This is a genomic window from Bacillus sp. KH172YL63 (assembly GCF_011398925.1).
Taxonomy (GTDB): Bacteria; Bacillota; Bacilli; order Bacillales; family Bacillaceae_B; genus Rossellomorea.
In genome coordinates this window covers 3,040,664-3,064,866 of record NZ_AP022842.1, presented here as the reverse complement: position 1 = coordinate 3,064,866, position 24,203 = coordinate 3,040,664, and the positions used below count along the sequence as shown (strand labels likewise).

The window sequence follows — 24,203 nt, the reverse complement described above, 5'->3', positions numbered from 1 at the left end:
GGTTTGATGAATGATGACAAAGAATGAAAAAGGCTATACGCTTGTGGAATTGCTTGCAGTGATCGTCATACTGGGAATCATAGCGGTTATTGCCATCCTCGCCATTAACAACATCATTGATAAATCAAAAAAACAGGCATTCGTCGCGAACGCACTCACGATGAAAAGCTCGGCACAGTATTATGCGAAGGATGCAGTGCTTCAGGAAAAGAGCATCAATAAAATCACCTACAAAGAATTGGTGGATGCCAACTTGATCGAGCCGATTTTAGATCCACATTCAAAAACTGTCCTGTCACCGGATGACAATTCCTATGTCCTCGCTGATGGGGAGAGTGTGATTTCGATCTGTTTGGTCGGTGATGAGTACAATCTATGCTCCAATGAAGAAGGAGATAAAGAAGAAATCCCGTTTTCCACCCTTACGATTCAGTCCCTGAGGAAAAACTGAATAATTTGACGAAAACCTATTAGGACAAGACGACAAAAGTCTTGTTCTTTTTTTTATGGGATGTGATAGCATGGAAAAAAATAGTTAAAGGAGGGTGGCGATGATGAATAAAAGGGGGAAAAACGACAAAAACATTACTATTAAAATTAATGGTGAAAAAACGAAATTCGAGGAAGATCTGCTCGTGCATGATTGGAAGCTTGGAGAGTCGGAGGCTGCTGCCGGAGAAGAGGCAAAGGAGAATGGTTTCGAATGGATCCTTCCGGATGAGGGACCTGAGCCCCCAAAGGAATATAAAAAGATCAATTATGTGAACCCTTCAAAAAAGAAACGGAAGAGTTTCAAAAATCCTTTTCAGGACTCTGTCAATCTTCTCCTGTCGTTGATAGGTGCTATCGTTGTAGGGGCAGTGCTAGGCTTTGGCACACTGAAGGTGATCACGACAACCGATACTCCGGCGGCGCCTGCTGCTTCCCTGCAGGACAATACGGCCCAGGGAAGCGGTGAAGGACAGCAGGCAGTGACTGCAGTCGAGGTGCCTGATTTCAATATTGCTATTCTACAAGGTGGTTTGTATACGAAAGAGGATTCGTTAAATGCTATGAAGGATCAACTGGATGGTATAAGTGTAAACAATGCAAGTGTGGAAAAAGACGGACAATTTTTCCTGCTGCTCGGTGTATCAGGAGATTTGGAAACGGCAAAATCACTCGGGGCCAAACTGAAGGAGCAGGGGGTCGATGTATACGCAAAGGACTTCGTTCTTGGCTCCAAAGGAATCAATGCCTCGAAGGAAGAAAAAGTATTTTTGGAGAAAGGCAATGCACTCTATCAGACCATTGCGCAGGCAAGCAGCCTTGGTGTCGTCGGCAGTGGACCGGATGAGGCAGCGATTGCCGCCATTCAACAAGGTGTGAAGGAGATTGGAGACATCAAGGTAAGCCAGGAATCCATGGCCTCCATGCAGAAATCCCTTGTCAATGCCGGGAATTTGACTGTATCTGAAGGGGGACAGGGAGATGCGGCAAAGGCACAAGGGGAGCTGTTACAGTATCTCGAGCTGTACAGCGGTTTGTAATTTCGACTGATTCTGACTATTTTCCGGGAAATCATACAATCATTCAAGAGAGCGGAGACGCTCTCTTTATACTTGTTTACAGAGATTGGATTTGGTAGTATATTCTTGTATCTCCCATTTACAAGCTGAAAGGAATGGTTTGGTGTCCAACCTCATACTCGCCTCACAATCCCCTCGTCGAAAGGAACTCCTTCAACAAATCCAACTCTCTTTTTCCGTCATCAGTTCTGCTGTTGAAGAAACATTCTCACCCGATCTTCTGCCCCATGAAGCAGTCATGTATCTTGCGAGGAAAAAAGCAAAGGACATTTCTCAGCATCACCCTGAACACTATGTCATCGGATCGGATACCGTTGTGACCAAGGACGGGAAGATCCTTGGAAAGCCTGAATCAAAAGAGGAAGCGAAGGAAATGCTGTCAATGCTTTCAGGTTCCGACCATGAAGTCTTTACCGGCGTTGCCATCATCCACGGAGATGTGGAAGAAATCTTTTATGAAAAAACCGACGTTACGTTCTGGGAGTTGACAGCCCAAGAGATCGATGAATACATTGCATCGGAAGAACCCTTTGATAAGGCCGGATCTTACGGTATACAAGGAATCGGGGCGAAATTTGTCAAAAGCATCAAAGGCGATTATTTTTCGGTCGTCGGCCTGCCGATTTCCCGGTTGAACCGGACGCTGATTCAAATGGGATACCTTCTTTCAGAGTGACTCCTGCACGTAAGAAAAGGAGGAGCCAATGGTTAAAACGATTGACAAGCAAGAAGAGAACAGGCTGATGATCCGGGATTTCCCCCAGGATGAAAGACCCCGTGAAAGATTGATCCAAAGCGGTGCGACGAGCTTATCCAATCAGGAACTGCTTGCGATACTGCTTCGGACCGGTACGAAATCCGAGTCGGTCCTACAGCTTTCGAACAGACTGCTGAACCATTTTGACGGCTTGAACTTATTGAAGGGCGCCTCCTTAGAGGAAATCACGAAGACAAAGGGTGTCGGTCTTGCCAAGGCGGTGCAGATCATGGCTGCGGTCGAGCTTGGCCGCCGGATCAGCAACCTTGGTTTTGACGACAGATACAGCATCCGTTCACCTGAAGACGGGGCCAATTATGTCATGAATGATATGAGATTCCTATCCCAGGAGCATTTTGTCTGTCTCTACCTCAATACGAAAAATCAAGTTCTCCACAAACAAACCATCTTTATCGGAAGCCTCAATGCCTCTATCGTTCACCCCCGGGAGGTATTTAAAGAAGCGTTCCGCCGCTCTGCAGCTTCCATCATCTGTATCCATAACCATCCATCCGGTGATCCGACCCCGAGCAGGGAAGACATAGAAGTGACGAAACGATTAGTGGAATGCGGCCGTATCATTGGCATTGACATCCTTGATCACCTTATAATAGGGGAGAAGCGTTTCATCAGCTTAAAGGAAAAAGGGTATTTATGACACTATGATTTTTTTCCTTGTTGCGATATAATAAAGCTTATGATTTTTACAAACAATATGGTGATTCTAATAACGGACCAACCTTGATAAGAGAGAGTCATTCTACGAGGGAATGAGTCTTTTCGTTATGCATGAAAGAACAACTATTGTGATGAAAATTGCGATGAGAGTGTTTGGACAACTCTCTTATGAAAACACATAAAAACAATGAAAAACCAGCCAATTTGTATCAGAAAGGGAGATACTATCCATGTTAGGAACGAAAGATTTAGGGATTGATTTAGGAACAGCTAACACATTGGTGTATGTGAAAGGCAAAGGGATTGTCGTTCGCGAACCTTCAGTTGTTGCTCTTCAAACAGATAATAAACAAATTGTCGCAGTCGGAAACGACGCGAAAAATATGATTGGTAGAACACCAGGGAATGTGGTGGCGCTTCGCCCGATGAAAGACGGAGTCATCGCAGACTACGAGACAACCGCGACGATGATGAAATATTACATAAAACAGGCGACGCGGAACAAAAGTGCATTTTCCAGAAAGCCTTACGTCATGGTATGTGTACCGTCAGGGATTACCGGTGTAGAAGAAAGAGCGGTAATCGATGCGACGAGACAAGCAGGCGCCCGTGATGCTTACACGATCGAAGAGCCTTTCGCAGCGGCGATCGGTGCGAACCTTCCAGTATGGGAGCCGACGGGAAGCATGGTCGTCGATATCGGTGGAGGAACGACTGAAGTGGCGATCATTTCATTAGGCGGGATCGTGACGAGCCAATCGATCCGTGTGGCAGGTGACGAAATGGACGATGCCATCATCAACTATATCCGCAAAACATATAACCTGATGATCGGTGACCGTACTTCTGAGACGATCAAGATGGAAGTCGGTTCTGCAGGGGACTCTGAAGGAATTGAGCCGATGGAGATACGAGGTCGTGACCTTTTGACCGGTTTACCTAAAACGATTGAAGTAACCGCAGAGGAAATTGCTTCTGCACTTCGTGACACCGTATACACGATTGTAGATGCCGTCAAGAGCACGCTTGAGAAGACTCCGCCTGAGCTTGCGGCAGATATCATGGACCGTGGTATCGTGCTGACAGGGGGAGGGGCACTCCTTCGCAACCTCGATAAAGTGATCAGCGATGAAACGAAGATGCCTGTGCTCATTGCAGAGGAGCCTTTGGATTGTGTGGCGATTGGTACAGGGAAAGCCCTTGACCATATTCACCTCTTTAAAAACCGCGGAAAATAAAACTGAACATCAATGAAACGGGGGACGTCTCCTTAAGGAAGCAAACGCATCCTTAAGGCCGGCCCCATCTTTTTTCAAAAAAACATGAAGAGTTTGACGAATGATATCAAAAACAGACGAATTTTGATATAGTATTTACTAGAATGAGAAAAGGTTGAGGTGTACATCATGCCACAATTCTTCCTGAATAAACGTTTGATCATCCTGCTCGTCAGTGTCATCGTCCTTGTGGGGTTGATTGGATTTTCCCTGCGGGAGCGGGATAGCATCAGCTGGCCAGAGCAGTTTGTGAAAGACATGGTAGGATTCGGACAGTCGTTGGTTTCAAAACCTGTGAATTATGTTGCGGGAGTCGTTGATAATGTTCAAGACCTTCAGAATACATATATAGAAAACGAAAAGCTGAAAACACGGTTGGATGAACTGGTGAAGCTTGAAACAAAGGTGAAAGACCTGAAACAGGATAATGAAGAATTAAGGGCGGTCCTTGAGAAGAAGGAAAATCTCCGCTCATATAACACGATTCAGGCGACAGTCATTGCCAGAAACCCTGATCAATGGCAGGAGCTCATTACGATCGACAAGGGAGAGGTGAATGGCATCCATTCGGATATGGCCGTCATTTCTTCCACAGGATTGATCGGAAAAATAAAAAGCGTCAATGAATTCTCTTCCACGGTTGAATTGATTTCAACAAACAATACTAAAAACCGGATTTCCACTGTTGTCCAAAGCAAAGAGCAGGACATAAACGGATGGATCGAAGGATATGACAGCAAGAAGGAAGAGATTTTAGTCAAGCGGATATCGAATGATATGAAGGTTGAAAAAGGATCCAAAGTCATCACCTCAGGCCTCGGGGGCGTGTTCCCGAAAGGACTCGTCATCGGTGAAGTGAAGGAAGTCAAGCCTGATCAATACGGGCTGACCCAGACGGCATATGTTAAACCGTCTGCTGATTTCTATCATTTAGAACATGTCATGGTCATTGACCGGGAAATCAAGGGCGTGACAGATGAAGAAACTGATGGTGAGGGGGAAGAGCAATGATCAGCAGGCTCCTTCTCCCTTTCATGACCCTCCTGTTTTTCTACAGCGAGAGTCTGTTTGTCCATCTTTTCCCAAGTGAAAAGTGGTTCGATCAGAAGATGATTGTCCCTCATTTCCTGATTCTTGTCCTTTTCTTTATTTGTGCGTATTTTCAATACCGGACTGCGCTCGTGTATGGGTTCATCTTTGGTTTCCTGTTTGATATTTATTACACGGAGATCAACGGGATCTATCTGGTGTTGTTCCCGTTCGTCATTTTCTTGTCTCACCAAATGATGAAAGTGTTACATAATAACCTCTTTGTACTCGGGATCATTTCCCTCGTGAACGTGTCGGTGCTGGAATTTTTGGTGTATCAAATCAATTTGATCATCAAACGGACTGATTTTACATTCATGCAGTTTGTTGATTGGCGTCTCTGGCCGACATTGGCCCTGAACGCCCTGTTTTATCTCATTTTCGCTTTTCCACTGAAAAGCTTTCTTCAGAAGAAACGAAAAGATTGGCTGGATGATTAAATTTCACTAGTAATTTTTTCATAAAAAGAGGAAATGACACTGCTTATGTCGAATTTAATAGACGACTGAGGTGAGAATTTACGACATGAACAATAAAAAGCCAAATGTGATGATAAAGGGAACGAAAGAAGGACTGACTCTTCATCTCAACGATCAATGCTCTTTTCATGAATTAAAGAAGGAATTGGACGATAAGCTGTCTGCTCATTACCGGGAAACAGAAGGGAATTCCCTTCTCACGGTTAATATCCAAACAGGCAATCGGTACTTGGCAGACGATCAAATAGAAGAGTTGAAAGACATCGTAAGACAAAAACGTAATTTAGTAGTTAATGAAGTATTGAGTAACGTCATGACGAAAAATGATGCAGAGAAACTCATAGATGAGCGGAATATTGAAACCCTTGCCGGGGTGATCCGCTCGGGTCAGGTCGTCGAAGTCTCCGGTGACATCCTCATTGTAGGCGATGTCAATCCTGGCGGGAAAGTGCTTGCCGGCGGGAACATCTACATATTGGGTGCGCTGAAGGGCATCGCCCATGCCGGCTGTAACGGGAACGATGAAGGGGTCATTGTGGCGTCGAAAATGCTCCCTACACAGCTGCGGATCGGTGACGCCCTGAACAGGGCACCCGACCGGGTGGACGAAGAGGATGACCGGGAGATGGAGTGCGCATATGTGGACGACAACGGACAAATTGTTGTCGACAGATTGCAAGTATTGAAACATCTTAGACCAAATATTACTAGTTTTAAAGGAGGAAGCTAATGTGGGTGAAGCCATAGTTGTTACTTCAGGTAAAGGTGGAGTGGGAAAGACGACTACTTCTGCCAATGTTGGTACAGCATTAGCTCTACAAGGCAAAAAGGTTTGTTTGATTGATACTGATATCGGGCTCAGAAACCTAGATGTGGTGATGGGACTTGAAAACCGGATCATTTATGATTTGGTGGACGTAGTAGAAGGCCGTTGCAAAGTACATCAGGCCCTGGTAAAGGATAAGAGATTCGAAGACAAACTCTTTTTATTGCCGGCTGCACAGACAAGCGATAAATCTGCTGTAAACCCTGAACAGATGAAAAAGCTAGTACTGGACTTAAAGCAAGACTATGATTATATCATCATCGACTGCCCTGCAGGAATCGAGCAGGGGTATAAGAATGCGGTGGCAGGGGCGGACCGTGCGATCGTCGTCACGACTCCTGAAATCTCTGCCGTCCGGGATGCGGACCGGATCATCGGTTTGCTCGAGAAAGAGAATATCGAGCCTCCTAAGCTCGTCATCAACCGGATCAGAAACCACATGATGAAGAATGGAGAAATGCTTGATGTGGATGAAATCACCTCACATTTATCCATCGATCTCCTGGGCATCGTCGCTGACGATGAAAATGTGATCAAGTCATCCAATAGGGGTGAACCGATCGCACTCGATCCTTCGAGTAAGGCATCCATTTCGTACCGTAATATCGCAAGACGGATCCTCGGGGAATCGGTTCCCCTTCAATCACTTGAAGACGAAAGATCCGGTATGTTTACGAAAATTAAAAAGTTATTCGGCGTGAAAGCATAACAGCGCCAACCGAGTCCCAACAGTTCAAGCTGTCGGGGCTTTTTTCTTGTAACTAGGAATAATCCCTGAGGACAAGTCATACATTGTAGCAAATCAGACTGAAATGAATCCGTCCTGTCGAGAAGTCTGGACGATGGCACCGAGAAGGGAATCGATGAAATCTACCTAATAAAAAGGAATGGTGTAAATGGGGAACCGAGCGGATGAGATACGCAGACGAATCGCGAAACGAAAGAAGGTGTCAGGACAAAACCCTTCATTTTACCTGCCGACGGATGAGGAACGTTACGGCATGGAGCGTCCGGCGAGCTTTGAAGGCGGTCCTCCGCCGGAAGTGATGCACCCTCTTTTCAAGAAGGAAACGTTTATGCTGAAAATTCTCGGGGCCGGAATTATGGTCCTTGTGACGGCCATCATGTTCAAAAGTCCGTCCCCGGTATTTGATGAGGCCAAATCGGTCGTGACGAAAACGATGGATACAGAATTTCAATTCGCCGCCATATCCACCTGGTATGAAGATCAGTTTGGAAAACCGTTGGCGCTGCTGCCGACAAGTGAGACGGGTGGGGAAAACGCTTCTGGCCAAAGTGCTGAATATGCAAGGCCTGCATCAGGAAAAGTCGTTGAAAATTTCAAGACCAATGGACAGGGCATCATGCTTGAAACGGTACTCGGTGAAGATGTGACCGCCATGAAAGGGGGCTTGATCATTTTTGCCGGGAAGAAAGAGGAGTTTGGAAATACGGTCGTCATCCAGCATGCAGATCAATCTGAATCATGGTACGGAAATCTCGAATCGATCGACGTGAAGCAATATGAAAAGATCGAGAAGGGGTCTCTGGTCGGCGAGGTGTCCACAAGCAGCCAAAACGATGGGACCGGGGAATTTTATTTTGCGATCAAAATGGGTGATACATTTATCGACCCGATACAGGTGATGTCCTTTGACTAGTTTCATTTCTCTGTTGAAGAAATTTTACATTCATCCCCTTCTATGGCTCGTCATTGCGATCGCCATCATGACCGCTCATTTTTTCGAGCTGATCTTGCTGCTGGTCATCATCACGATTCATGAACTGGGGCACGGTCTGATGGCACAATCGTTTTCCTGGAGGGTGAAGAAAATTGCATTATTGCCCTTTGGAGGCGTCGCCGAGATGGATGAACATGGGAACCGGTCGCTGCGGGAGGAATTCTTGGTGGTGGCTGCGGGTCCATTGCAGCATGTGTGGCTGATAGGACTGGGCTGGGTGCTGATGAGGACGGGAGTGATGAGCCATGATACATTTTCCCTGTTCCTGCAATTGAATATGATGGTGTTATTGTTTAATCTGTTACCCATCTGGCCGCTTGATGGCGGCAAGATGGTTTCCTTGTGGCTTGCTACCAAATTCAATTATATGAGGGCGTATGAATACACGCTCCTCTTTTCATTTGGTCTTTTGCTCGTGTTTCATCTGATTGTGCTTGCGACGGCCCCGCTTCACTTAAACTTATGGATCGTCCTTTCTTTTCTTTACTTCTCCCTTTGGGTGGACTGGAAACAAAGGCGGTATGCGTTCATGAAGTTCCTGTTAGAAAGGTACTACGGGAAGAGCCGTCAGTTCATGGAGCTCCGTCCGCTGCCCATTGAAGGGGAAGAATCCATCATCACGGTGGTGGAAAGATTTCAGCGCGGGGTGAAGCATCCACTCGTGGTGTTCGACAAAGGGGTGGAAGTCGGCAAGCTGGATGAAAATGAGCTGCTTCATGCATTTTTCGCTGAAAAGATGACCTCCGCCAAAACGAAGGATCTTCTTTACCTTTATTGACGAATCGATGGGAACTGTTTAAAGTAAGGGCATACTGGAAAAAGGGTTGTTTCCAACCCTTTTTTCTATTGACCTGAAAGAGTTGTCCTGTGATGTGGCTGTTTCCACCCCGGCAACCGATTTAGAAACGAGGGATCCCAAGTGGAAGAGATCATTGTACATAGTAAAGGCAGGGAAAAACGGTGGGTGCACCGTTCAAATAATGAAATAAGCGGTTTATTTACATATCAGCCCGGCGAAGGAAGCCTGACCGGGGATATTTATTTAGGAAGGGTCGTCAAGGTCCAAAGGGGACTGGGTGCAGCATTTGTCGATTTCGGCCAGACTAAGAACGGTTATCTTCATGAAAAGGACTTTCCTGAAAATGTCGCCGCGTATCAAGCGGGGAATCCACCGGTCCCGATCGAAAAATGCGTCCATGAAGGACAGAAAGTCATCGTCCAGGTGATGAAAGATGAAATCGGAACGAAGGGGGCGCGCCTGACAGCGGTGATCGAACTCAAGGGGGAGCACCTTGTCTACATGCCGAAAGGACACTATGTGGCCGTGTCCAAGAAAGTGGATGATGACAATCGAAAAGTGTTAAGGCGCCTCGGGAATGAATGGAAGCGTGGGGAAGAAGGAATCGTGATGCGCACAAATGCTGCCGGGGTGCAAGAAGCGCTTCTGGAAGAGGAAATCGGTTCGCTCCGTACCGTCTATGAAAACCTTGAGCGGGTTTCTCACAGGGCGAAGTGTCCATCCCTGTTGTCACATCAGGACCGCTTTTATGAAGACATCTACGAACAAATGAAAAAAGGGGAAGGCGGCACAGTCGTTGTCGATGACTATGAAACGCTCCTGCATCTTGAAGCGATGAGCGGGGAAGGAATCAAGGCGAAATGGCGCCTTGAGCACTATCAGGGAAAAGAAAATATTCTCCGCCACTTTCACGTTTCGTCTGTCTGGGAGAACGTGCTGAAAAAGGTCGTCTGGCTCTCAAATGGTGCATTTCTTGTCATTGAGACGACTGAAGCGATGACCGTTGTGGACGTGAACTCAGGAAAATTCACCGGTAAAAATGATCTTGCGCAAACGATACTGGAAACGAATAAGCTTGCAGCAAAGGAAATGGCGAAGCAGCTGACCCTCCGGAATCTGAGCGGGATGATTCTAATCGATTTCATTGATATGAAGAAAGAGGCCGACAAAAAAGCTGTGCTCGATGTGTTGTCAGATGCAATCGCTTTTGATTCCCAGCGGACGACCATCGTCGGTTTCACTCCGCTTGGCATCCTTGAGCTCACCCGGAAACGGACCTCTCAGCCCCTTCCTACCTATCTGACGAGACCTTGCTCTGTATGTAACGGGACGGGCAGGGAAATGACCCCTGAAACCCTTGCGTTCAAACTTGAAAGGGAACTGTGGGAAATGGACGGGACGGAGGGTTCACGGATCGAAGTGGAAGCGACCAGGGAAGTGGCGAAGGTGTTCGCCGGTGAGCAGGAAACTCATCTGCAGAGACTCGAGAAAGCATTGAATAAGAAAATCGCTATCAAAGTGGTCGCTGGCGATCTTCCACATTATCAAATCACAAAGATCATATGAATTTCTTGAATGTTATTGACAGTGCATCGAATTATATGATAGGATTCTAATGTTATTGATTGTAGCACCCGTGCTACAACCGCTCATTACAGGTACAAAAGCTTGGAGCAATCCAACACCTGTCATTGGCGAGTCTGAGTTTATAAGGAGGTGCGATTATGTACGCAATTATCGAAACAGGTGGTAAGCAAATCCGTGTAGAAGCTGGTCAAGCAATCTACATCGAAAAGCTAAACGCAGAACAAGGCGAAACAGTTACATTCGACAAAGTTCTATTCGTTGGTGGTGACGATGTTAAAGTAGGAAGTCCTTTAGTGGATGGAGCTACTGTAACAGCGAAAGTTGAAAAACAAGGCCGCGCGAAAAAGCTTGTAGTATTCAAATACAAAGCGAAAAAGAACTACCGTCGTAAGCAAGGTCACCGTCAGCCATACACTAAAGTTGTGATTGACGCAATCAACGCGTAAGGCGTGATAGTATGATTAACGTTTACGTTGAGCGTTCCGCCAAGGAAAGGATCCGTTCCTTCTCCATGGATGGACATGCTGATTTTGCCGAACATGGGCAAGACATTGTTTGTGCAGGTGCTTCTGCTGTTTCATTCGGAAGTATTAATGCCATTATGGCGTTAACCGGCGTAGAGCCTTCCATCGAGCAGTCTGCTGATGGCGGATATCTCCGCTGCGTCATCCCTGATGATCTCCCGGAAGAAACAGAGAGCAAGATACAGCTGCTGTTAAACAGCATGCTCATCAGCCTCCAGACAATTGAACGAGACTATAGTGATTTTATTAAAATAACCTTCAAAAAGTAGGAGGTGGAACAGATGTTAAGATTAGACCTTCAGTTTTTTGCGTCTAAAAAAGGAGTAGGTTCGACTAAGAATGGTCGTGACTCTATCTCAAAGCGCCTTGGTGCTAAACGTGCAGACGGTCAAATGGTTACTGGTGGATCAATTCTTTACCGTCAACGCGGTACGAAAATTTATCCAGGCCTAAACGTTGGCCGTGGTGGCGACGATACACTTTTCGCTAAGACCGACGGTGTTGTTCGTTTCGAACGCATGGGTCGTGACAAGAAAAAAGTGAGCGTATACCCAGTTGCGAATGAAGCTTAATCGCATATCTTTAACGAAAACTCTAACCGACTTTCGGTTAGAGTTTTATTTTTATTGAAGATGGCGGTGGAGTTGTAAGGTTTGAAAGCAGTTTGAGCGAGAAAAGGATAGGTTTTGAGAAGGGAAATGGCAGTTTAGAGTGGGATATTGCTGAGTTTGGGGATTATAATAGCTGGATGTCGGATATATGATCGACTTTTTCGGATATGTTATCGAGATTGGTAAGGATATTATCGACTTTTCGGATATATTATCGAGTTCGGCAGGAATATTATCGACTTTTCGGATATATTATCGAGTTCGGCAGCTACACTATCAAGTCCACCTGCTATATATCCAACTCTCCCCATACCTGACCGCTGCCGGCACAATCACCATCCTCTCCCCATCAGCCGTCACGATTTCATTCACAACAATCAATTTTACAGAAACAATATACGCACCCCTCATATCTTTGATATACTAAAAGGTAGCACTTAGTATAGGAGTTAGATTATGAGCGAAAATTGGGGTGTAGTCGAGGCGTTAAGGCATGCCCGTCACGACTGGATGAATGATCTGCAGTTAATTAAAGGCAATCTGGATCTTGATCGTGTGGAGCGTGCGAAGCAGGTGATCGAGGAAATGGTCCTCGTTGCACAAAATGAATCAAAGCTATCGAATTTACGGCTTCCATTATTGACGGAATGGATTTTAACATATAATTGGTCAAGACATTTGATTAAGCTTGATTTTGAAGTCCTTCAAGCGGAGTCATCCCATGGGCTTGATGATCGCAGGCTTTTTAACTGGTGCAAGGAGTTTCTTGAATTCCTTGAATCAAATGTAATGAACAATGTGGAAAATCAATTATCCATTTTACTGGACATTACGAAAGAACATTCCCGTTTGATATTTGATTTCACAGGTATACTAAAGAGTACAAGCATTGTAGAAGAGTGGCTTAAGAATCAGCAATCAAACGGAGAAAATATAGAAATAGAACAGCTTCAAGAAGAGATTCTTGTCATTCATGCCGTTGTTGAATGACCGCATCAGGCGGGCACTCAATGATTGCACGGATAAGTGAGGAGTGAAAATATGTTTATAGATCAGGTCAAGGTTTATACAAAAGGCGGAGACGGCGGTAACGGTATGGTTGCCTTCCGTCGTGAGAAATATGTACCGAAAGGCGGTCCTGCCGGCGGAGACGGCGGACACGGAGCAGACGTTATTTTCGAAGTGGAAGAAGGTTTGAGAACCTTAATGGATTTCCGCTATCAGCGTCACTTTAAAGCACCCCGTGGAGAGCACGGGATGAGTAAGAACCAGCACGGAAGAAATGCGGAAGACATGATTGTCAAGGTCCCGCCTGGCACCGTGGTGAAAGATGATGATACAGGAGAAACGATCGCGGATTTGACCAAGCATGGTCAACGTGCGGTCATCACGAAAGGCGGACGCGGTGGAAGAGGGAATTCCCGCTTTGCCACTCCTGCAAACCCTGCACCAGAGCTTTCTGAAAAAGGGGAGCCGGGTCAGGAACGTTATATCGTGATGGAACTGAAGCTTCTTGCTGATGTTGGGTTGGTCGGGTTCCCGAGCGTCGGGAAGTCGACATTGCTGTCAGTCGTGTCAGCGGCTAAGCCGAAGATTGCGGCTTACCACTTCACGACAATCGTCCCTAACTTAGGGATGGTAGAAACAGGTGACGGAAGAAGTTTCGTCATGGCCGACCTGCCTGGATTGATCCAGGGTGCCCACGAGGGAGTCGGACTTGGTCATCAGTTCCTTCGCCATATTGAACGGACCCGCGTCATCGTCCACGTCATCGATATGAGCGGTATGGAAGGCAGAGACCCGTATGAGGATTACCTGACAATCAATGAAGAGCTGAAGCAATACAATCTTCGTTTGACGGAACGTCCTCAAATCATCGTGGCCAATAAGATGGACATGCCTGATTCTGAAGAGAATCTGAAATTATTCAAAGAGAAGCTTCAGGAAGATTATCCGATTTTCCCGATCTCGGCTGTTACCCAGCAGGGCTTGAGCGAACTTCTTTATGCGGTTGCGGATAAAGTGGAAACGACACCGGAATTCCCAATCCATGAAGAAGAGGAAACGAGCATTCACCGTGTTCTTTACAAGCATGAAGAAGAGGAAAGAGAATTCGAAATCACACGTGATCCTGATGGAACATTCGTTGTGGGCGGTGCGAAGATCGAGAGACTGTTCAAGATGACCGACTTCTCCCGTGAAGATTCGGCTAGACGTTTCGCCAGACAGCTCCGTTCATATGGGGTGGATGATGCCCTTCGTGAACGTGGTGCCAAAAACGGCGATACAATCCGCTTGATTAAATATGAATTCGAATTTGTAGATTAAGTTTCATTCTTCATCTATTTCAGACAAAAGCAGCCGGGTCTTCCCATGAACGGGGGACCCGGTTCTACAATAAGAAAGCAAAAGCGGTTTTTTAAAAGGGGTGCATGATGCCCCGGACCTCTGAAGCTAGACAATTGGAGGAATAGTCATTGGGGAAAAAATTTCAAGAAGGCAAGTTTTATCTGGTGCGTGAAGACGTGCTGCCAGAAGCGATGAAGAAAACCCTGGATGCGAAAGAATTGATTGAACGGGGCAAGGCGGATTCGGTATGGGAGGCTGTCCACCGGGTCGATTTGAGCCGGAGCGCCTTTTATAAATACCGGGATACCGTGTTCCCTTTCCATACTGTGGTGAAAGAACGGATCATCACCCTATTCTTTCATTTGGAAGACCGGTCTGGTACGCTGTCACATCTGCTGGCTGAAACGGCCAAGCACGGCTGTAACATCCTGACGATCCACCAGACGATTCCATTACAGGGGCGTGCGAATGTCACCCTATCATTGAACGTGACGGACCTCACCATCGGATTGGAAGATTTACTCTCAAAACTAAGACGATTAGAATTCGTAGAAAAAGTAGAAGTGTTGGGCTCGGGAGCCTGATGCTTCTATTTTTTTGTTTCAAGGGATTTTCGTATGGCTCTTTCTCTTTCGACCCATACATGTTAGAATGTTCAAATAAATTTGTAGCAACTGAAAGGAAGAGTAGAGTGAAAATAGCATATTTAGGACCACGGGCTTCCTTTACGGATCTTGCTGTCCAGAAGGCCTTTCCAGAAGAAGAGACCGTATCATATGTCACGATCCCCGACTGTATCGAAGCGGTGATCGAGGACGAAGTGGACTATGCCGTGGTACCCCTTGAGAATGCCCTGGAAGGCTCTGTTCACATCACGGTCGATTATCTGTTCCATGAGGCGAATCTATCGATTGTGGCTGAGCTCACGTCGCCCATCCAGCAGCATCTCATGGTACATCCAGACTGGAATGGAGAAAACGGGCAGATTCTGAAGATCCTGTCCCATTCCCATGCACTTGCACAGTGTCATAAGTTTTTACATCGTCACTATAAAGGTGTACCTCTGGAACAAACGACGAGTACAGCTGCCGCCGCTAAATTCGTGAGTGAACATCCGGACACGTTCCTTGGTGCGATCGGAAACGAGCTTGCAGCGAAGAAATACGGATTAACGATCCGCCATGAGAACATCCATGATTTTGCCTATAATCATACAAAGTTCATCGTGCTTCACAAAAACGCAGAAACCCTGTCGCTTTCTCAAAAGCAGTCCACAGAGAAGACAACCTTGATGGTCACGCTCCCGAAAGACCGCTCCGGGGCGCTGCATCAAGTTCTTTCCACTTTCGCCTGGAGACAGCTGAACTTGAGTAAAATCGAATCCAGGCCGTTAAAGACAGGCCTCGGAGATTATTTCTTCTTGATTGATGTGGCACACGGCATGGATGACGTCCTCCTGCCGGGCGCGATCAGTGAAATGGAAGCCCTCGGATGCAAGGTGAAGATGATCGGGACGTACCGGTCTTATCTTTTGGGGGAGTGAGTTTTGAGGTCGGTGGATGAGGCGTTTCGGGGAGGAAGGGGAAGTCCCGGTTTCGTCGATAAAAATTTGATTTAGCCGTTAAATCCTGGATTTCGCCGATAAAATAAAAATATCGCCGTTATATCACAGATTTCGCCGTTAAAATTAATATTCCGCCGATATCTTATCAAAACGGTACACAAAAAAGTCAGATCCGCTTATGGATCTGACTTTTTTTGGTGCAAAGAGCATCAGCTATGGGTTTGAATTAAAAAACCTGCATCCTGAAGGGCTTTTTCGGCTGTTTCCAACGCTTGTTCAGTTGGTGCCATCAGCGTGTGGAGATGGACGCCGTCGGTCAATTCTGAGAGGAAGGAAGCGCCTGTTTCTTCGATCCTTTTCATGAACTGCTCGACTTCTTTGCGGTTTGAGACCATGATGGAAGCGGTCAGGTCTCCGTATACGCCGTGTTCGATTTTTACATCTTTGACGGTGACGCCGTGGTCGACGAGTAAGTTGAGTTCTTCCTGAGATCTCTCAGGCGGGTGGTGACATGCAACCGTCCGTTCGATCATGGTTTCCTGATTGGAAGCAGGCATGTAGAGATAGCCCTGGCTCGTTGCGATGATCGGCTCTCCTTTTGCTTTGAGGAGGGTGATGTCGCTGACGATCACCTGCCTGCTGACGTTGGTCTGCTTCGCCAGTTCGCCGCCTGTTATAGGGGCTGGTTTTGTCATTAATTTATCGAGGATCCACTGTCTTCTTTCATCCCCGAGGATTTTCTTTCCTGTCAAAGGTATCTCCTCCGTCCCCGAATTCATATAGGAAATCATACCACAAGTCGATCTTTAAGTTAAGGCAGCAGCGTGTTCTGTGTGTATGGCAGATAATGCGGACACCAGGGTGTCGATTTGATTTTCATCGGTGTCCTTCCCGAATGAGATCCTGATGAATTCTTTACCAGCCTGCCTGCTCACGGCCATGGCGGTCATGGTTTTCGCCATGCTTCCGTAACCGCACGCGCTGCCGGTGGAGATGGCGATCCCCCTGCGGTTGCATTCGAGCATAAGCCACTGCCCCTCGATGCCGTGGAGTCCGAGTCCGACCACGTGGGGAAGCTGTGCATCTTCCGGGCCTTCATACAGTGTGAAGGAACGGGGAATCCTCTCATTCAGCCGGGAAAGGAAATAAGACCGCAGCTTATTGTAATGCGAGAGTGCCGGACCTTCTGATTGAAGGCTCGCAGCCGCAACAAATCCTGCGATTCCAGGCAGATTCACGGTTCCGCCTCTGAATCCGCCTTCATGACTCTGTCCCGGAATCATCGGTGACAGGGCAAGGGCCGGATCGATGTACACGGCGCCAACCCCTTTTGGTCCATAGATTTTATGGGAAGAGAGGGTGAAGCTGTCTACGACGGAGGTGAGTGCTGAGATGTCGATCTTGCCAAATGCCTGCACCATGTCACTGTGGAGGAGAATCCCCCGGTCTCCCAGCACATCCTTCACACGCTTGAGAGGCTGGATCGTCCCGATTTCCCCGTTGACAAATCCGATACTGATAACAGTCGTTTCGTCTGTAATCGCTTGTTCCAGCAGGGGCAGATCGATCAATCCCTCGGAAGTTAAGGGGATCTTAGAGACGGAGTAACCCAATTTTTCAAGAAAGGCGGCAGAGGAATGGACGGATGAATGCTCCCCTGCCCCTATGATGATGTGCTTGCCTTGTTTCTGTCTGCCAAGTGCCATGGTGACGAGAGCCATATGGTTTCCTTCTGTTCCGCCTGAGGTGAAGTAAAGGCCTTTTGATGGAACAGAGAGCATGTCTGCCAATGTTTCCCGGCATTTTGTCAGCAGCTGCAGCGCTGACCCGCCAGTATCGTGAAGGCTGCTCGGGTTTCCCCAGAATTCTTCACTGACAGTGCGGAAAACGTGCAGACTATCCAGGTTTACAGGGGTGGTAGCGGCGTAATCGAAATAGTTCATTTTATAACCTGCCTTTGTTAGTTTAGCCTCTGAATCTATGAGTCCAGTAAAAAACTCTTGTCATTAGTTTAAATTTGTGTAAATATATGTGTCAAGACACCTGTAAATAATCAGGAGGGTTTTTGATGGAAAAAACCGATATTATCATCGTAGGAAGTGGCATAGCAGCACTGCAATTGGCACGGCGGCTTCAGGATCATTATTATGTGAGGATTATCACAAAGGGAAGCATTCATAGTGGCAACTCGTATCTTGCACAAGGGGGGATCGCAGCGCCACTCGGGTTGAATGATACGATCAGATCACATGTGGAAAATACGTTGGAAGCAGGACGGTTCCACGGGGATGAAGATCTTATTCACAAACTCATTATAGATGGTAAAAGAATGGTAGAAATGCTGGTTGAAGAAGGTGCACCTTTTGACAGGGATGTTGATGGACAGCTTTCCCTCGGGATGGAAGGTGCCCACAGTCACAACCGGATCCTGCATGGAGGCGGGGATCAGACCGGAAAATATATCATGAAACACCTGCTTGGAACACTCTCTGAAGAAAAGGTCACGTTCCATGAAGATGAAATGGTGTATGAGCTCCTGAAAGATGAAAGGGGCCGTTGCTGCGGGCTGAAGTCGAAGGATAAGCGGCAAACCCGTATGTATCATGCTTCACACGTAGTCCTCGCAACAGGGGGGATCGGCGGGCTTTATCCGGCAACCTCCAATCATCCCGCGGTTACAGGGGATGGGATGGCCCTTGCGTTTCTTGCAGGGGCAGAGCTTGCGGATATGGAATTCATCCAATTTCATCCGACCCTGCTTACAGTGGAAGGAAAAACGCGCGGCCTGATTTCAGAGGCAGTGAGGGGTGAAGGTGCGCTGCTGTTGAATGATGTGGGTGAGAGGATCATGGAAGGCGTAGATCCCCTCATGGAGCTTGCTCCCCGTCACATTGTGGCCGAATGCATCTTCAGGGAAAGAGAAAGGGGAAGGGACGTGTATCTGGATATCAGTCCGATCGATGATTTCGAGAGGAAATTCCCTTCGATTACACGTCTCTGCAGAAAACATGGTGTCCCCATTGAAGACGGAAGAATCCCGGTTTCACCCGGATGTCATTTCATCATGGGGGGAGTCGTGACCGATTCTGTCGGACGCACGAGTATACCTGGGCTGTACGCGATTGGAGAGGTTGCCTGCAGCGGGGTTCATGGTGCAAACCGCTTGGCGAGCAATTCACTTCTGGAAGGATTGGTATATGGTGACAGGCTCGGGGATCATCTCATCGAGAAGGGAATCTCCCCGACCATTGGATGCGCACTCATGCCTGTACAGGAAAAAAATGCCCTTTCCATTCCGTATACAGAAGAAGAAATCAAAGAGAGAATGATTCGTCATGCGGGAATCATCCGGGATGAAGAAAGACTGTTGTCCCATTTGAACTGGCTTAAAGAACAGCCTTTGACTTTCGAAAGGCCGCTTGATTGTGACAGCCGGGAAGAAATTCAACGCTATTTCTTCTGGATTGTCAGCCTGCTTGTTACCGAGTCGGCACTTAGAAGGACAGAGAGCAGGGGAGGGCATATTCGTGCCGATTACCCGTGGGAAGCTGAAGCCTGGCGGAAACGAAAGCTGATTATACAACATAATCAAGGGAGATTGAAGGTGGGATATCATGAACAAAATGAAACTGAAATCTATGCTTGAAGCGTTTTATCTTGAAGATCTCGGCGATGGGGACCTGTCGTCTGACACCTTGTTTACGGATGACGAAGGTTCTTTTTCCTTTTATATGAAAGAGGAAGGGATTTTTTGCGGAAAAGGAGTGATCGAAACAGGTTTCAGTCTCTTTCATCCTGACATCCACGTCCAGGTATTTGCAGAAGACGGGGAATGGGTCGAAAGAGGGCAGCGGATTGCCGCAATCAAGGGTCCGATGGGTGATCTCCTGCAGGCTGAACGGGTGGTACTGAATCTGATACAGCGCCTGAGCGGTATTGCGACTGAGACGTATCGGGCCGTCCAGGAGGTGAATGGCACCGGGGTGAGGATCTGTGATACGCGGAAAACGACACCGGGACTCAGGATGCTTGAGAAATATGCGGTTCGGACCGGTGGCGGGTTCAATCATCGGAATGGTCTTTACGACGGTGTCATGCTGAAGGACAATCATATTTCCTTCGCAGGATCCATCGCTGAAGCGGTGAAGATGGTGAAGGCGAAGGTCGGTCATATGGTGAAGGTGGAAGTGGAAATTGAAACGAAAGAGCAGTTGATTGAAGCGGTCGAAAGCGGGGCAGATGTCATTATGTTCGATAACTGCAGTCCTGAGGAGATTGCATCATGGATTCCGCTTGTCCCTTCCCATATCGTAACGGAAGCTTCCGGGGGAATCACGAGGGACCGTCTGGCTGAGTACGGGGCGACAGGGGTTCAGTATATTTCTCTCGGATACTTGACCCATTCAGTGAAATCATTAGACATCAGTGCAAGGGTCACAATTGGGAAAGGGGTATGAACATGGGGTTACTTGATGAATTAACGAAGGAAACGGGCATGTTGCCGCAAAGCATCACCAATCTTACAACCGAACAAATGGAGGAGAGGGTAAGGGAAATCAAAGACCTTTTGGGCAAGAAGCTGTTTATTCCAGGGCATCACTACCAAAAGGATGAAGTGATTCAATTCGCCGATGCCGTCGGTGATTCCCTTCAGCTTGCGCAAATTTCCGCCCGTAATAAAGACGCAGAATACATTGTGTTTTGCGGGGTTCATTTTATGGCTGAAACGGCTGATATCTTAACTGATGGAAATCAGTCGGTCATCCTCCCTGACATGAGGGCTGGCTGTTCCATGGCCGATATGGCAGATATTTATCAAACAGAAAAAGCCTGGGAAATCCTCATGGACATATTCGGTGACACGATCCTTCCGCTCACCTACGTGAATTCGACTGCGGCGATCAAAAGCTTCGTCGGAAAGAATGGTGGGGCGACGGTCACGTCTTCGAATGCCCACAGGATGGTAGAATGGGCGCTGGGTGAAAAGCCGCGCATCCTGTTCCTGCCCGATCAGCATCTGGGGCGCAATACAGCTGCCGACCTTGGTGTAGCCCTGACTGAAATGGCCGTTTGGGATCCGGTGATGAATGAGCTTGCTTTTGAAGGGGAACTGGGGGATATAAAGGTGATTCTGTGGAAAGGGCATTGTTCCGTGCATGAAAATTTCACAGTGAAAAATATTGAAGATGTGCGGAGTAAGCATCCTGACATGAATATCATCGTCCACCCGGAATGCCGCCGGGAAGTTGTAGAGAAATCCGATATGAATGGAAGCACGAAATACATCATCGACACGATTGAACAGTCCGAAGCCGGCTCGAAATGGGCGATCGGCACAGAAATGAATCTTGTGAAAAGATTGATCGATCAACACACTGATAAGGAGATCGTTTCCCTGAATCCTTATATGTGTCCTTGTTTGACAATGAATCGCATCGATTTGCCCCACCTCTTATGGTCCCTTGAAAATATTGTAGAAGGAAATCCGAGAAATATCATCAAGGTGGATGAAAAGGTATCGGAGAATGCCATTTTTGCTCTGGAGCGCATGTTATCACGGGCATGAGGCATCATCACTCAGAAATGATCAATTGAAATATACTGTCCCGGACGTCCGGGACGGTATATTTTTTTTTGATATCTCATAAGTTTTTATGTAGATGATTAGCAATTTGCCTATCTTGTCATAGGATATATAGACTTATGCCTGAGGAGGGAAAATAGAGTGAAAATCCATATTGTTCAAAAAGGAGATACTCTTTGGAAAATCGCCAAGAAGTACGGCGTGAATTTCGAAGAATTAAAACAGATGAACGCCCAGCTTTCAAACCCCGATATGATCATGCCGGGGATGAAAATCAAAGTGCCGACTACAGGCGGATCTGTGAAAAAAGAGACACAAATCAATTACGGATCCAAGGAGATGCCGAAGAAAGAGATGCCTAAAGCGGAGCATCCATTCAAAGAGCAGAAACCTATGGCCATGCCGGTGCAGGAAACGAAGAAAGAAAAGCCGAAAGAAGCCCAAAAGCCATTCACGCCAAAAATGCCCCAGCCAGTTGTCCCTGAAATCGATATCAACAATTACTACATGATGAATATGGCAAACATGCAGGTGCAGCAGCCGAAACAGCAAATGAAGCCGAAGCCGAAATCCCCGCCTAAACCGACCAATGTGCTCCCGAAAGCGAAAGAACAGCCAAAACCAAAGCAAGAAGCCGTAAAAGGTGTTCAAGAAGAAGAAAGCTTACAAATGCCATCACAAGGAGGAAACGCACAGCCTATGTACAATAACCCGAATAATTGCGTACCTGTTTCGCCTGTAATGCCAGGACCAGGCTTCTGCCCGCCTCCAGGGGGGATGCATCCAGGTGCCGGATATGGAATGCCGATGGGACCAGGCGGTCAGGTTCAAGGTGCTCAGTCCATGCCTGGCATGCAGAATATGCCAATGATGCAGCAGATGGGATATGACGATGAATCATCATCAGTCATGCCATACATGCCTCAAGGCCAGATGCCGATGCAGCATCCGATGCAAATGCCTATGCATATGCAGAATCCAATGCAGAATCCAATGCAAATGCCGATGCAAATGCCAATGCAACAACCGATGGGTCAGCCGTCCGGGGTGATGGGCGCTTCTGATGAAGGGCAAGCGCCTCAAATGCCGCCGCAAATGTTCCCGCAGCATTGTTATCCTGTTTCACCGGTCATGCCGGGACCAGGATTCCAAGGCGGAATGCCGGGGATGATGGGGCCGGGCGGTCAAGTCCAGGGAGCATCGACAGAAGAGTCGCCGCCGATGATGAACGGATACCAGATGCCGATGGGTCAGCCGTCCAATGTCATGGGAGCGCAAATGCCGATGGGTCAGCCGTCAAACGTGATGGGGGCAAGTGATCCAGGTGATTGTGGATGCGGCGGACCTCAAGGATTCGGTCCGATGATGCCTCATCCGATGATGCAGCAGCAGATGCCTCAAGGCATGCAGCAAATGCCTCAAGGAATGCAACAACAGATGCCCCAAGGAATGCAGCAAATGCCTCAAGGAATGCAACAACAGATGCCCCAAGGAATGCAGCAGCAGCCCTACGGCTTCGGACCGGGAATGATGGGTCAAGGAATGCCCGGACAAATGCCCGGCCAGGGAATGCAAATGGGGCCGCAAGGGATGCCGATGGGACCTCAAGGTCAGGGAATGCAGATGGGACCCCAGGGGATGTTCGGTCCAAGACCATTTGCAATGCCGAATTTCAACGATGACGACTTTGAAGGATAACATGCATGCACGAGGGGACGATTATTCACATCGTCTCCTTTCTTTTTTACAAAGAAAGATGAACGATCCCGGCGCAACCCTGAAACGGATAAAAGACGGGAAGTGGGTGCTGAAGACCCATGGCACGAAATGGTTTGTCAAACGGTATCCGAATCAATTGAAATTCCTGTTGCAGGAACGGCTGATCGGGGACTTGATTCAAGCGAATTTCCATCATGTCCTCCCGTTTCATCCGATCCATGACAGGGAGATGCTCTTATTCGAAGGGTTTCCGATCGGGATCACCACCTGGTTGGAAACGTCCCGGCCGATTTCATATGATCACCCGAAGGACCGGCAGGATGCATTGAACGTATTAAAGAAATTCCACTCCGTTTCCAAGCGGATCCGTCACTCATGGACAGAAGAAGTGCCTCAGTATAAATGGTTGAAAAAATGGAAAAAGCGCATGATTCAATTTCAATATAATCTTCCCTATCTGCAAGCGTTCATTCAGCCTTATTATTTGTACACGTATTTAGAATGGGGCAGATGGTCGTTAAAGGAATTAAAGTCAATCAATCATCCTGCGTTTGCCACATGCATCACCCATGGTGACGTGGCCCACCATAATTTTTTGCGTGGGAAAAATGGAAGGGTGTATATGATTGATTTCGATTTGATGTCCCGTTCTACAGAAATGACCGATGACCTGCAGTACGCCAACCGTATCCTGCCATATGTGAATTGGTCCCTCTCTGAACTCAAACAGCTGGACGCTTTCCGGAAGTATGAAAATGAGCTCCTGTTTTATATTGGATTAATGTATCCCACAGATGTATTCAGGGAATGGAATCGATTCATACGTGAAGATCAGTACTATAAGCAACGGGTATGGGGATATTTAATGAACATCACGATCCGGCAATTCCCGGAGAGAATGCAGTTCAATCAAGAGCTTCACGGGGAAGTGCGACGGATCATTAACCAATTGCAGGGGATGAATCCAAACATTGATTGAATGAAGGGGTGCTTCCTTTCACAACCTAATGGTGAGCAGCATTCTGCTCAAGTATCGGGTTGAAGGAGGAA

Annotated in this window: 26 protein-coding genes and 1 other annotated feature; of the genes, 24 read left to right on the top strand and 2 right to left on the bottom strand. The window is 47.3% G+C overall.

The annotated features are described in order from the left end of the window. Window positions 1-13 precede the first annotated feature (13 nt). The 19 genes from KH172YL63_RS15745 (at window position 14) to pheA (ending at window position 15,829) form a co-directional block, all read left to right on the top strand. Complete coding sequence (locus KH172YL63_RS15745) at window positions 14-451, top strand: prepilin-type N-terminal cleavage/methylation domain-containing protein (protein ID WP_173106992.1); 438 nt, start codon at window positions 14-16, stop codon at window positions 449-451. Window positions 452-551: 100 nt separating this feature from the next. Continuing rightward, on the top strand, window positions 552-1,529 hold the full coding sequence (locus tag KH172YL63_RS15740) for a hypothetical protein (RefSeq protein ID WP_173106991.1): 978 nt from the start codon (window positions 552-554) through the stop codon (window positions 1,527-1,529). 142 nt (window positions 1,530-1,671) lie between these two features. Then, window positions 1,672-2,244, top strand: a complete 573-nt coding sequence (locus KH172YL63_RS15735; RefSeq protein ID WP_173106990.1) for a Maf family protein — start codon at window positions 1,672-1,674, stop codon at window positions 2,242-2,244. A 28-nt stretch (window positions 2,245-2,272) separates the two neighbouring features. Then, window positions 2,273-2,983, top strand: coding sequence for a RadC family protein (gene radC, locus KH172YL63_RS15730; RefSeq protein ID WP_269475159.1), 711 nt, complete (start codon window positions 2,273-2,275; stop codon window positions 2,981-2,983). Window positions 2,984-3,233: 250 nt separating this feature from the next. Continuing rightward, complete coding sequence (locus KH172YL63_RS15725; protein WP_173106989.1) at window positions 3,234-4,241, top strand: rod shape-determining protein; 1,008 nt, start codon at window positions 3,234-3,236, stop codon at window positions 4,239-4,241. Window positions 4,242-4,409: 168 nt separating this feature from the next. After that, the gene (gene mreC / locus KH172YL63_RS15720; RefSeq protein WP_173106988.1) at window positions 4,410-5,291 is read left to right on the top strand and encodes a rod shape-determining protein MreC; all 882 of its coding nucleotides are present in this window, start codon (window positions 4,410-4,412) and stop codon (window positions 5,289-5,291) included. Next, the gene (gene mreD, locus KH172YL63_RS15715; protein ID WP_173106987.1) at window positions 5,288-5,809 is read left to right on the top strand and encodes a rod shape-determining protein MreD; all 522 of its coding nucleotides are present in this window, start codon (window positions 5,288-5,290) and stop codon (window positions 5,807-5,809) included. The genes mreC and mreD overlap by 4 nt, the downstream gene beginning before the upstream one ends. An 85-nt stretch (window positions 5,810-5,894) precedes the next feature. After that, window positions 5,895-6,578: a septum site-determining protein MinC gene (minC, locus tag KH172YL63_RS15710; RefSeq protein WP_173106986.1), complete on the top strand. Its 684-nt coding sequence runs from the start codon at window positions 5,895-5,897 to the stop codon at window positions 6,576-6,578. Between the two features lies 1 nt (window position 6,579). Beyond that, window positions 6,580-7,383, top strand: coding sequence for a septum site-determining protein MinD (gene minD, locus KH172YL63_RS15705; protein WP_173106985.1), 804 nt, complete (start codon window positions 6,580-6,582; stop codon window positions 7,381-7,383). A 187-nt stretch (window positions 7,384-7,570) separates the two neighbouring features. Continuing rightward, window positions 7,571-8,335, top strand: coding sequence for a M23 family metallopeptidase (locus KH172YL63_RS15700; protein WP_173106984.1), 765 nt, complete (start codon window positions 7,571-7,573; stop codon window positions 8,333-8,335). Continuing rightward, the gene (locus KH172YL63_RS15695; protein ID WP_232066042.1) at window positions 8,328-9,194 is read left to right on the top strand and encodes a M50 family metallopeptidase; all 867 of its coding nucleotides are present in this window, start codon (window positions 8,328-8,330) and stop codon (window positions 9,192-9,194) included. The genes KH172YL63_RS15700 and KH172YL63_RS15695 overlap by 8 nt, the downstream gene beginning before the upstream one ends. Window positions 9,195-9,335: 141 nt before the next feature. Next, on the top strand, window positions 9,336-10,781 hold the full coding sequence (locus KH172YL63_RS15690) for an Rne/Rng family ribonuclease (protein WP_173106983.1): 1,446 nt from the start codon (window positions 9,336-9,338) through the stop codon (window positions 10,779-10,781). 67 nt (window positions 10,782-10,848) lie between these two features. After that, window positions 10,849-10,927: a sequence feature (ribosomal protein L21 leader region), on the top strand. A 12-nt stretch (window positions 10,928-10,939) separates the two neighbouring features. Beyond that, the gene (gene rplU / locus KH172YL63_RS15685; RefSeq protein ID WP_173106982.1) at window positions 10,940-11,248 is read left to right on the top strand and encodes a 50S ribosomal protein L21; all 309 of its coding nucleotides are present in this window, start codon (window positions 10,940-10,942) and stop codon (window positions 11,246-11,248) included. Window positions 11,249-11,259: 11 nt separating this feature from the next. Then, a complete protein-coding gene (locus KH172YL63_RS15680) occupies window positions 11,260-11,595 on the top strand; it encodes a ribosomal-processing cysteine protease Prp (protein ID WP_173106981.1) in 336 nt (111 codons plus the stop codon). Between the two features lie 12 nt (window positions 11,596-11,607). Then, on the top strand, window positions 11,608-11,898 hold the full coding sequence (rpmA, locus tag KH172YL63_RS15675; protein WP_044339518.1) for a 50S ribosomal protein L27: 291 nt from the start codon (window positions 11,608-11,610) through the stop codon (window positions 11,896-11,898). A gap of 495 nt (window positions 11,899-12,393) precedes the next feature. After that, window positions 12,394-12,927 (top strand): Spo0B C-terminal domain-containing protein, encoded by a 534-nt coding sequence (locus KH172YL63_RS15670; RefSeq protein ID WP_173106980.1) that lies wholly within the window; start codon window positions 12,394-12,396, stop codon window positions 12,925-12,927. A gap of 51 nt (window positions 12,928-12,978) precedes the next feature. Then, entirely contained in the window at window positions 12,979-14,265 is a 1,287-nt protein-coding gene (gene obgE / locus KH172YL63_RS15665; RefSeq protein WP_173106979.1) for a GTPase ObgE, read from the top strand. Between the two features lie 149 nt (window positions 14,266-14,414). Continuing rightward, window positions 14,415-14,870 (top strand): ACT domain-containing protein, encoded by a 456-nt coding sequence (locus KH172YL63_RS15660; protein ID WP_173106978.1) that lies wholly within the window; start codon window positions 14,415-14,417, stop codon window positions 14,868-14,870. Window positions 14,871-14,977: 107 nt separating this feature from the next. Beyond that, window positions 14,978-15,829 (top strand): prephenate dehydratase, encoded by an 852-nt coding sequence (gene pheA / locus KH172YL63_RS15655; protein WP_173106977.1) that lies wholly within the window; start codon window positions 14,978-14,980, stop codon window positions 15,827-15,829. Between the two features lie 230 nt (window positions 15,830-16,059). On the opposite strand, the gene KH172YL63_RS15650 is transcribed toward pheA, so the two are convergent. Together KH172YL63_RS15650 and KH172YL63_RS15645 are read right to left on the bottom strand one after the other, a co-directional pair. Next, window positions 16,060-16,602 (bottom strand): transcription repressor NadR, encoded by a 543-nt coding sequence (locus KH172YL63_RS15650; protein ID WP_269475158.1) that lies wholly within the window; start codon window positions 16,600-16,602, stop codon window positions 16,060-16,062. A 54-nt stretch (window positions 16,603-16,656) separates the two neighbouring features. Then, entirely contained in the window at window positions 16,657-17,793 is a 1,137-nt protein-coding gene (locus tag KH172YL63_RS15645; protein ID WP_173106975.1) for an IscS subfamily cysteine desulfurase, read from the bottom strand. Between the two features lie 125 nt (window positions 17,794-17,918). Between KH172YL63_RS15645 and nadB the strand changes: the two genes are divergently transcribed. From nadB to KH172YL63_RS15620, 5 genes are all read left to right on the top strand, one after another. Beyond that, complete coding sequence (gene nadB / locus KH172YL63_RS15640; protein WP_173106974.1) at window positions 17,919-19,496, top strand: L-aspartate oxidase; 1,578 nt, start codon at window positions 17,919-17,921, stop codon at window positions 19,494-19,496. After that, window positions 19,465-20,307, top strand: a complete 843-nt coding sequence (nadC, locus tag KH172YL63_RS15635; RefSeq protein WP_173106973.1) for a carboxylating nicotinate-nucleotide diphosphorylase — start codon at window positions 19,465-19,467, stop codon at window positions 20,305-20,307. The genes nadB and nadC overlap by 32 nt, the downstream gene beginning before the upstream one ends. A 2-nt stretch (window positions 20,308-20,309) precedes the next feature. Beyond that, a complete protein-coding gene (nadA, locus tag KH172YL63_RS15630) occupies window positions 20,310-21,416 on the top strand; it encodes a quinolinate synthase NadA (RefSeq protein ID WP_173106972.1) in 1,107 nt (368 codons plus the stop codon). A gap of 159 nt (window positions 21,417-21,575) precedes the next feature. After that, entirely contained in the window at window positions 21,576-23,132 is a 1,557-nt protein-coding gene (gene safA / locus KH172YL63_RS15625; RefSeq protein ID WP_173106971.1) for a SafA/ExsA family spore coat assembly protein, read from the top strand. 1 nt (window position 23,133) lies between these two features. Next, entirely contained in the window at window positions 23,134-24,132 is a 999-nt protein-coding gene (locus tag KH172YL63_RS15620; RefSeq protein ID WP_173106970.1) for a phosphotransferase, read from the top strand. Window positions 24,133-24,203: the final 71 nt, after the last annotated feature.

Coding starts and splice junctions, on each gene's coding strand:
- KH172YL63_RS15645 (WP_173106975.1), bottom strand. CDS start 17,793: ATGAACTATTTCGATTACGCCGCTACCACCCCTGTAAACCTGGATAGT.
- nadB (WP_173106974.1), top strand. CDS start 17,919: ATGGAAAAAACCGATATTATCATCGTAGGAAGTGGCATAGCAGCACTG.
- radC (WP_269475159.1), top strand. CDS start 2,273: ATGGTTAAAACGATTGACAAGCAAGAAGAGAACAGGCTGATGATCCGG.
- KH172YL63_RS15680 (WP_173106981.1), top strand. CDS start 11,260: ATGATTAACGTTTACGTTGAGCGTTCCGCCAAGGAAAGGATCCGTTCC.
- nadA (WP_173106972.1), top strand. CDS start 20,310: ATGGGGTTACTTGATGAATTAACGAAGGAAACGGGCATGTTGCCGCAA.
- nadC (WP_173106973.1), top strand. CDS start 19,465: ATGAACAAAATGAAACTGAAATCTATGCTTGAAGCGTTTTATCTTGAA.
- rpmA (WP_044339518.1), top strand. CDS start 11,608: ATGTTAAGATTAGACCTTCAGTTTTTTGCGTCTAAAAAAGGAGTAGGT.
- KH172YL63_RS15700 (WP_173106984.1), top strand. CDS start 7,571: ATGGGGAACCGAGCGGATGAGATACGCAGACGAATCGCGAAACGAAAG.
- KH172YL63_RS15620 (WP_173106970.1), top strand. CDS start 23,134: ATGCATGCACGAGGGGACGATTATTCACATCGTCTCCTTTCTTTTTTA.
- KH172YL63_RS15670 (WP_173106980.1), top strand. CDS start 12,394: ATGAGCGAAAATTGGGGTGTAGTCGAGGCGTTAAGGCATGCCCGTCAC.
- KH172YL63_RS15740 (WP_173106991.1), top strand. CDS start 552: ATGATGAATAAAAGGGGGAAAAACGACAAAAACATTACTATTAAAATT.
- obgE (WP_173106979.1), top strand. CDS start 12,979: ATGTTTATAGATCAGGTCAAGGTTTATACAAAAGGCGGAGACGGCGGT.
- KH172YL63_RS15725 (WP_173106989.1), top strand. CDS start 3,234: ATGTTAGGAACGAAAGATTTAGGGATTGATTTAGGAACAGCTAACACA.
- KH172YL63_RS15745 (WP_173106992.1), top strand. CDS start 14: ATGACAAAGAATGAAAAAGGCTATACGCTTGTGGAATTGCTTGCAGTG.
- mreC (WP_173106988.1), top strand. CDS start 4,410: ATGCCACAATTCTTCCTGAATAAACGTTTGATCATCCTGCTCGTCAGT.
- rplU (WP_173106982.1), top strand. CDS start 10,940: ATGTACGCAATTATCGAAACAGGTGGTAAGCAAATCCGTGTAGAAGCT.
- minC (WP_173106986.1), top strand. CDS start 5,895: ATGAACAATAAAAAGCCAAATGTGATGATAAAGGGAACGAAAGAAGGA.
- mreD (WP_173106987.1), top strand. CDS start 5,288: ATGATCAGCAGGCTCCTTCTCCCTTTCATGACCCTCCTGTTTTTCTAC.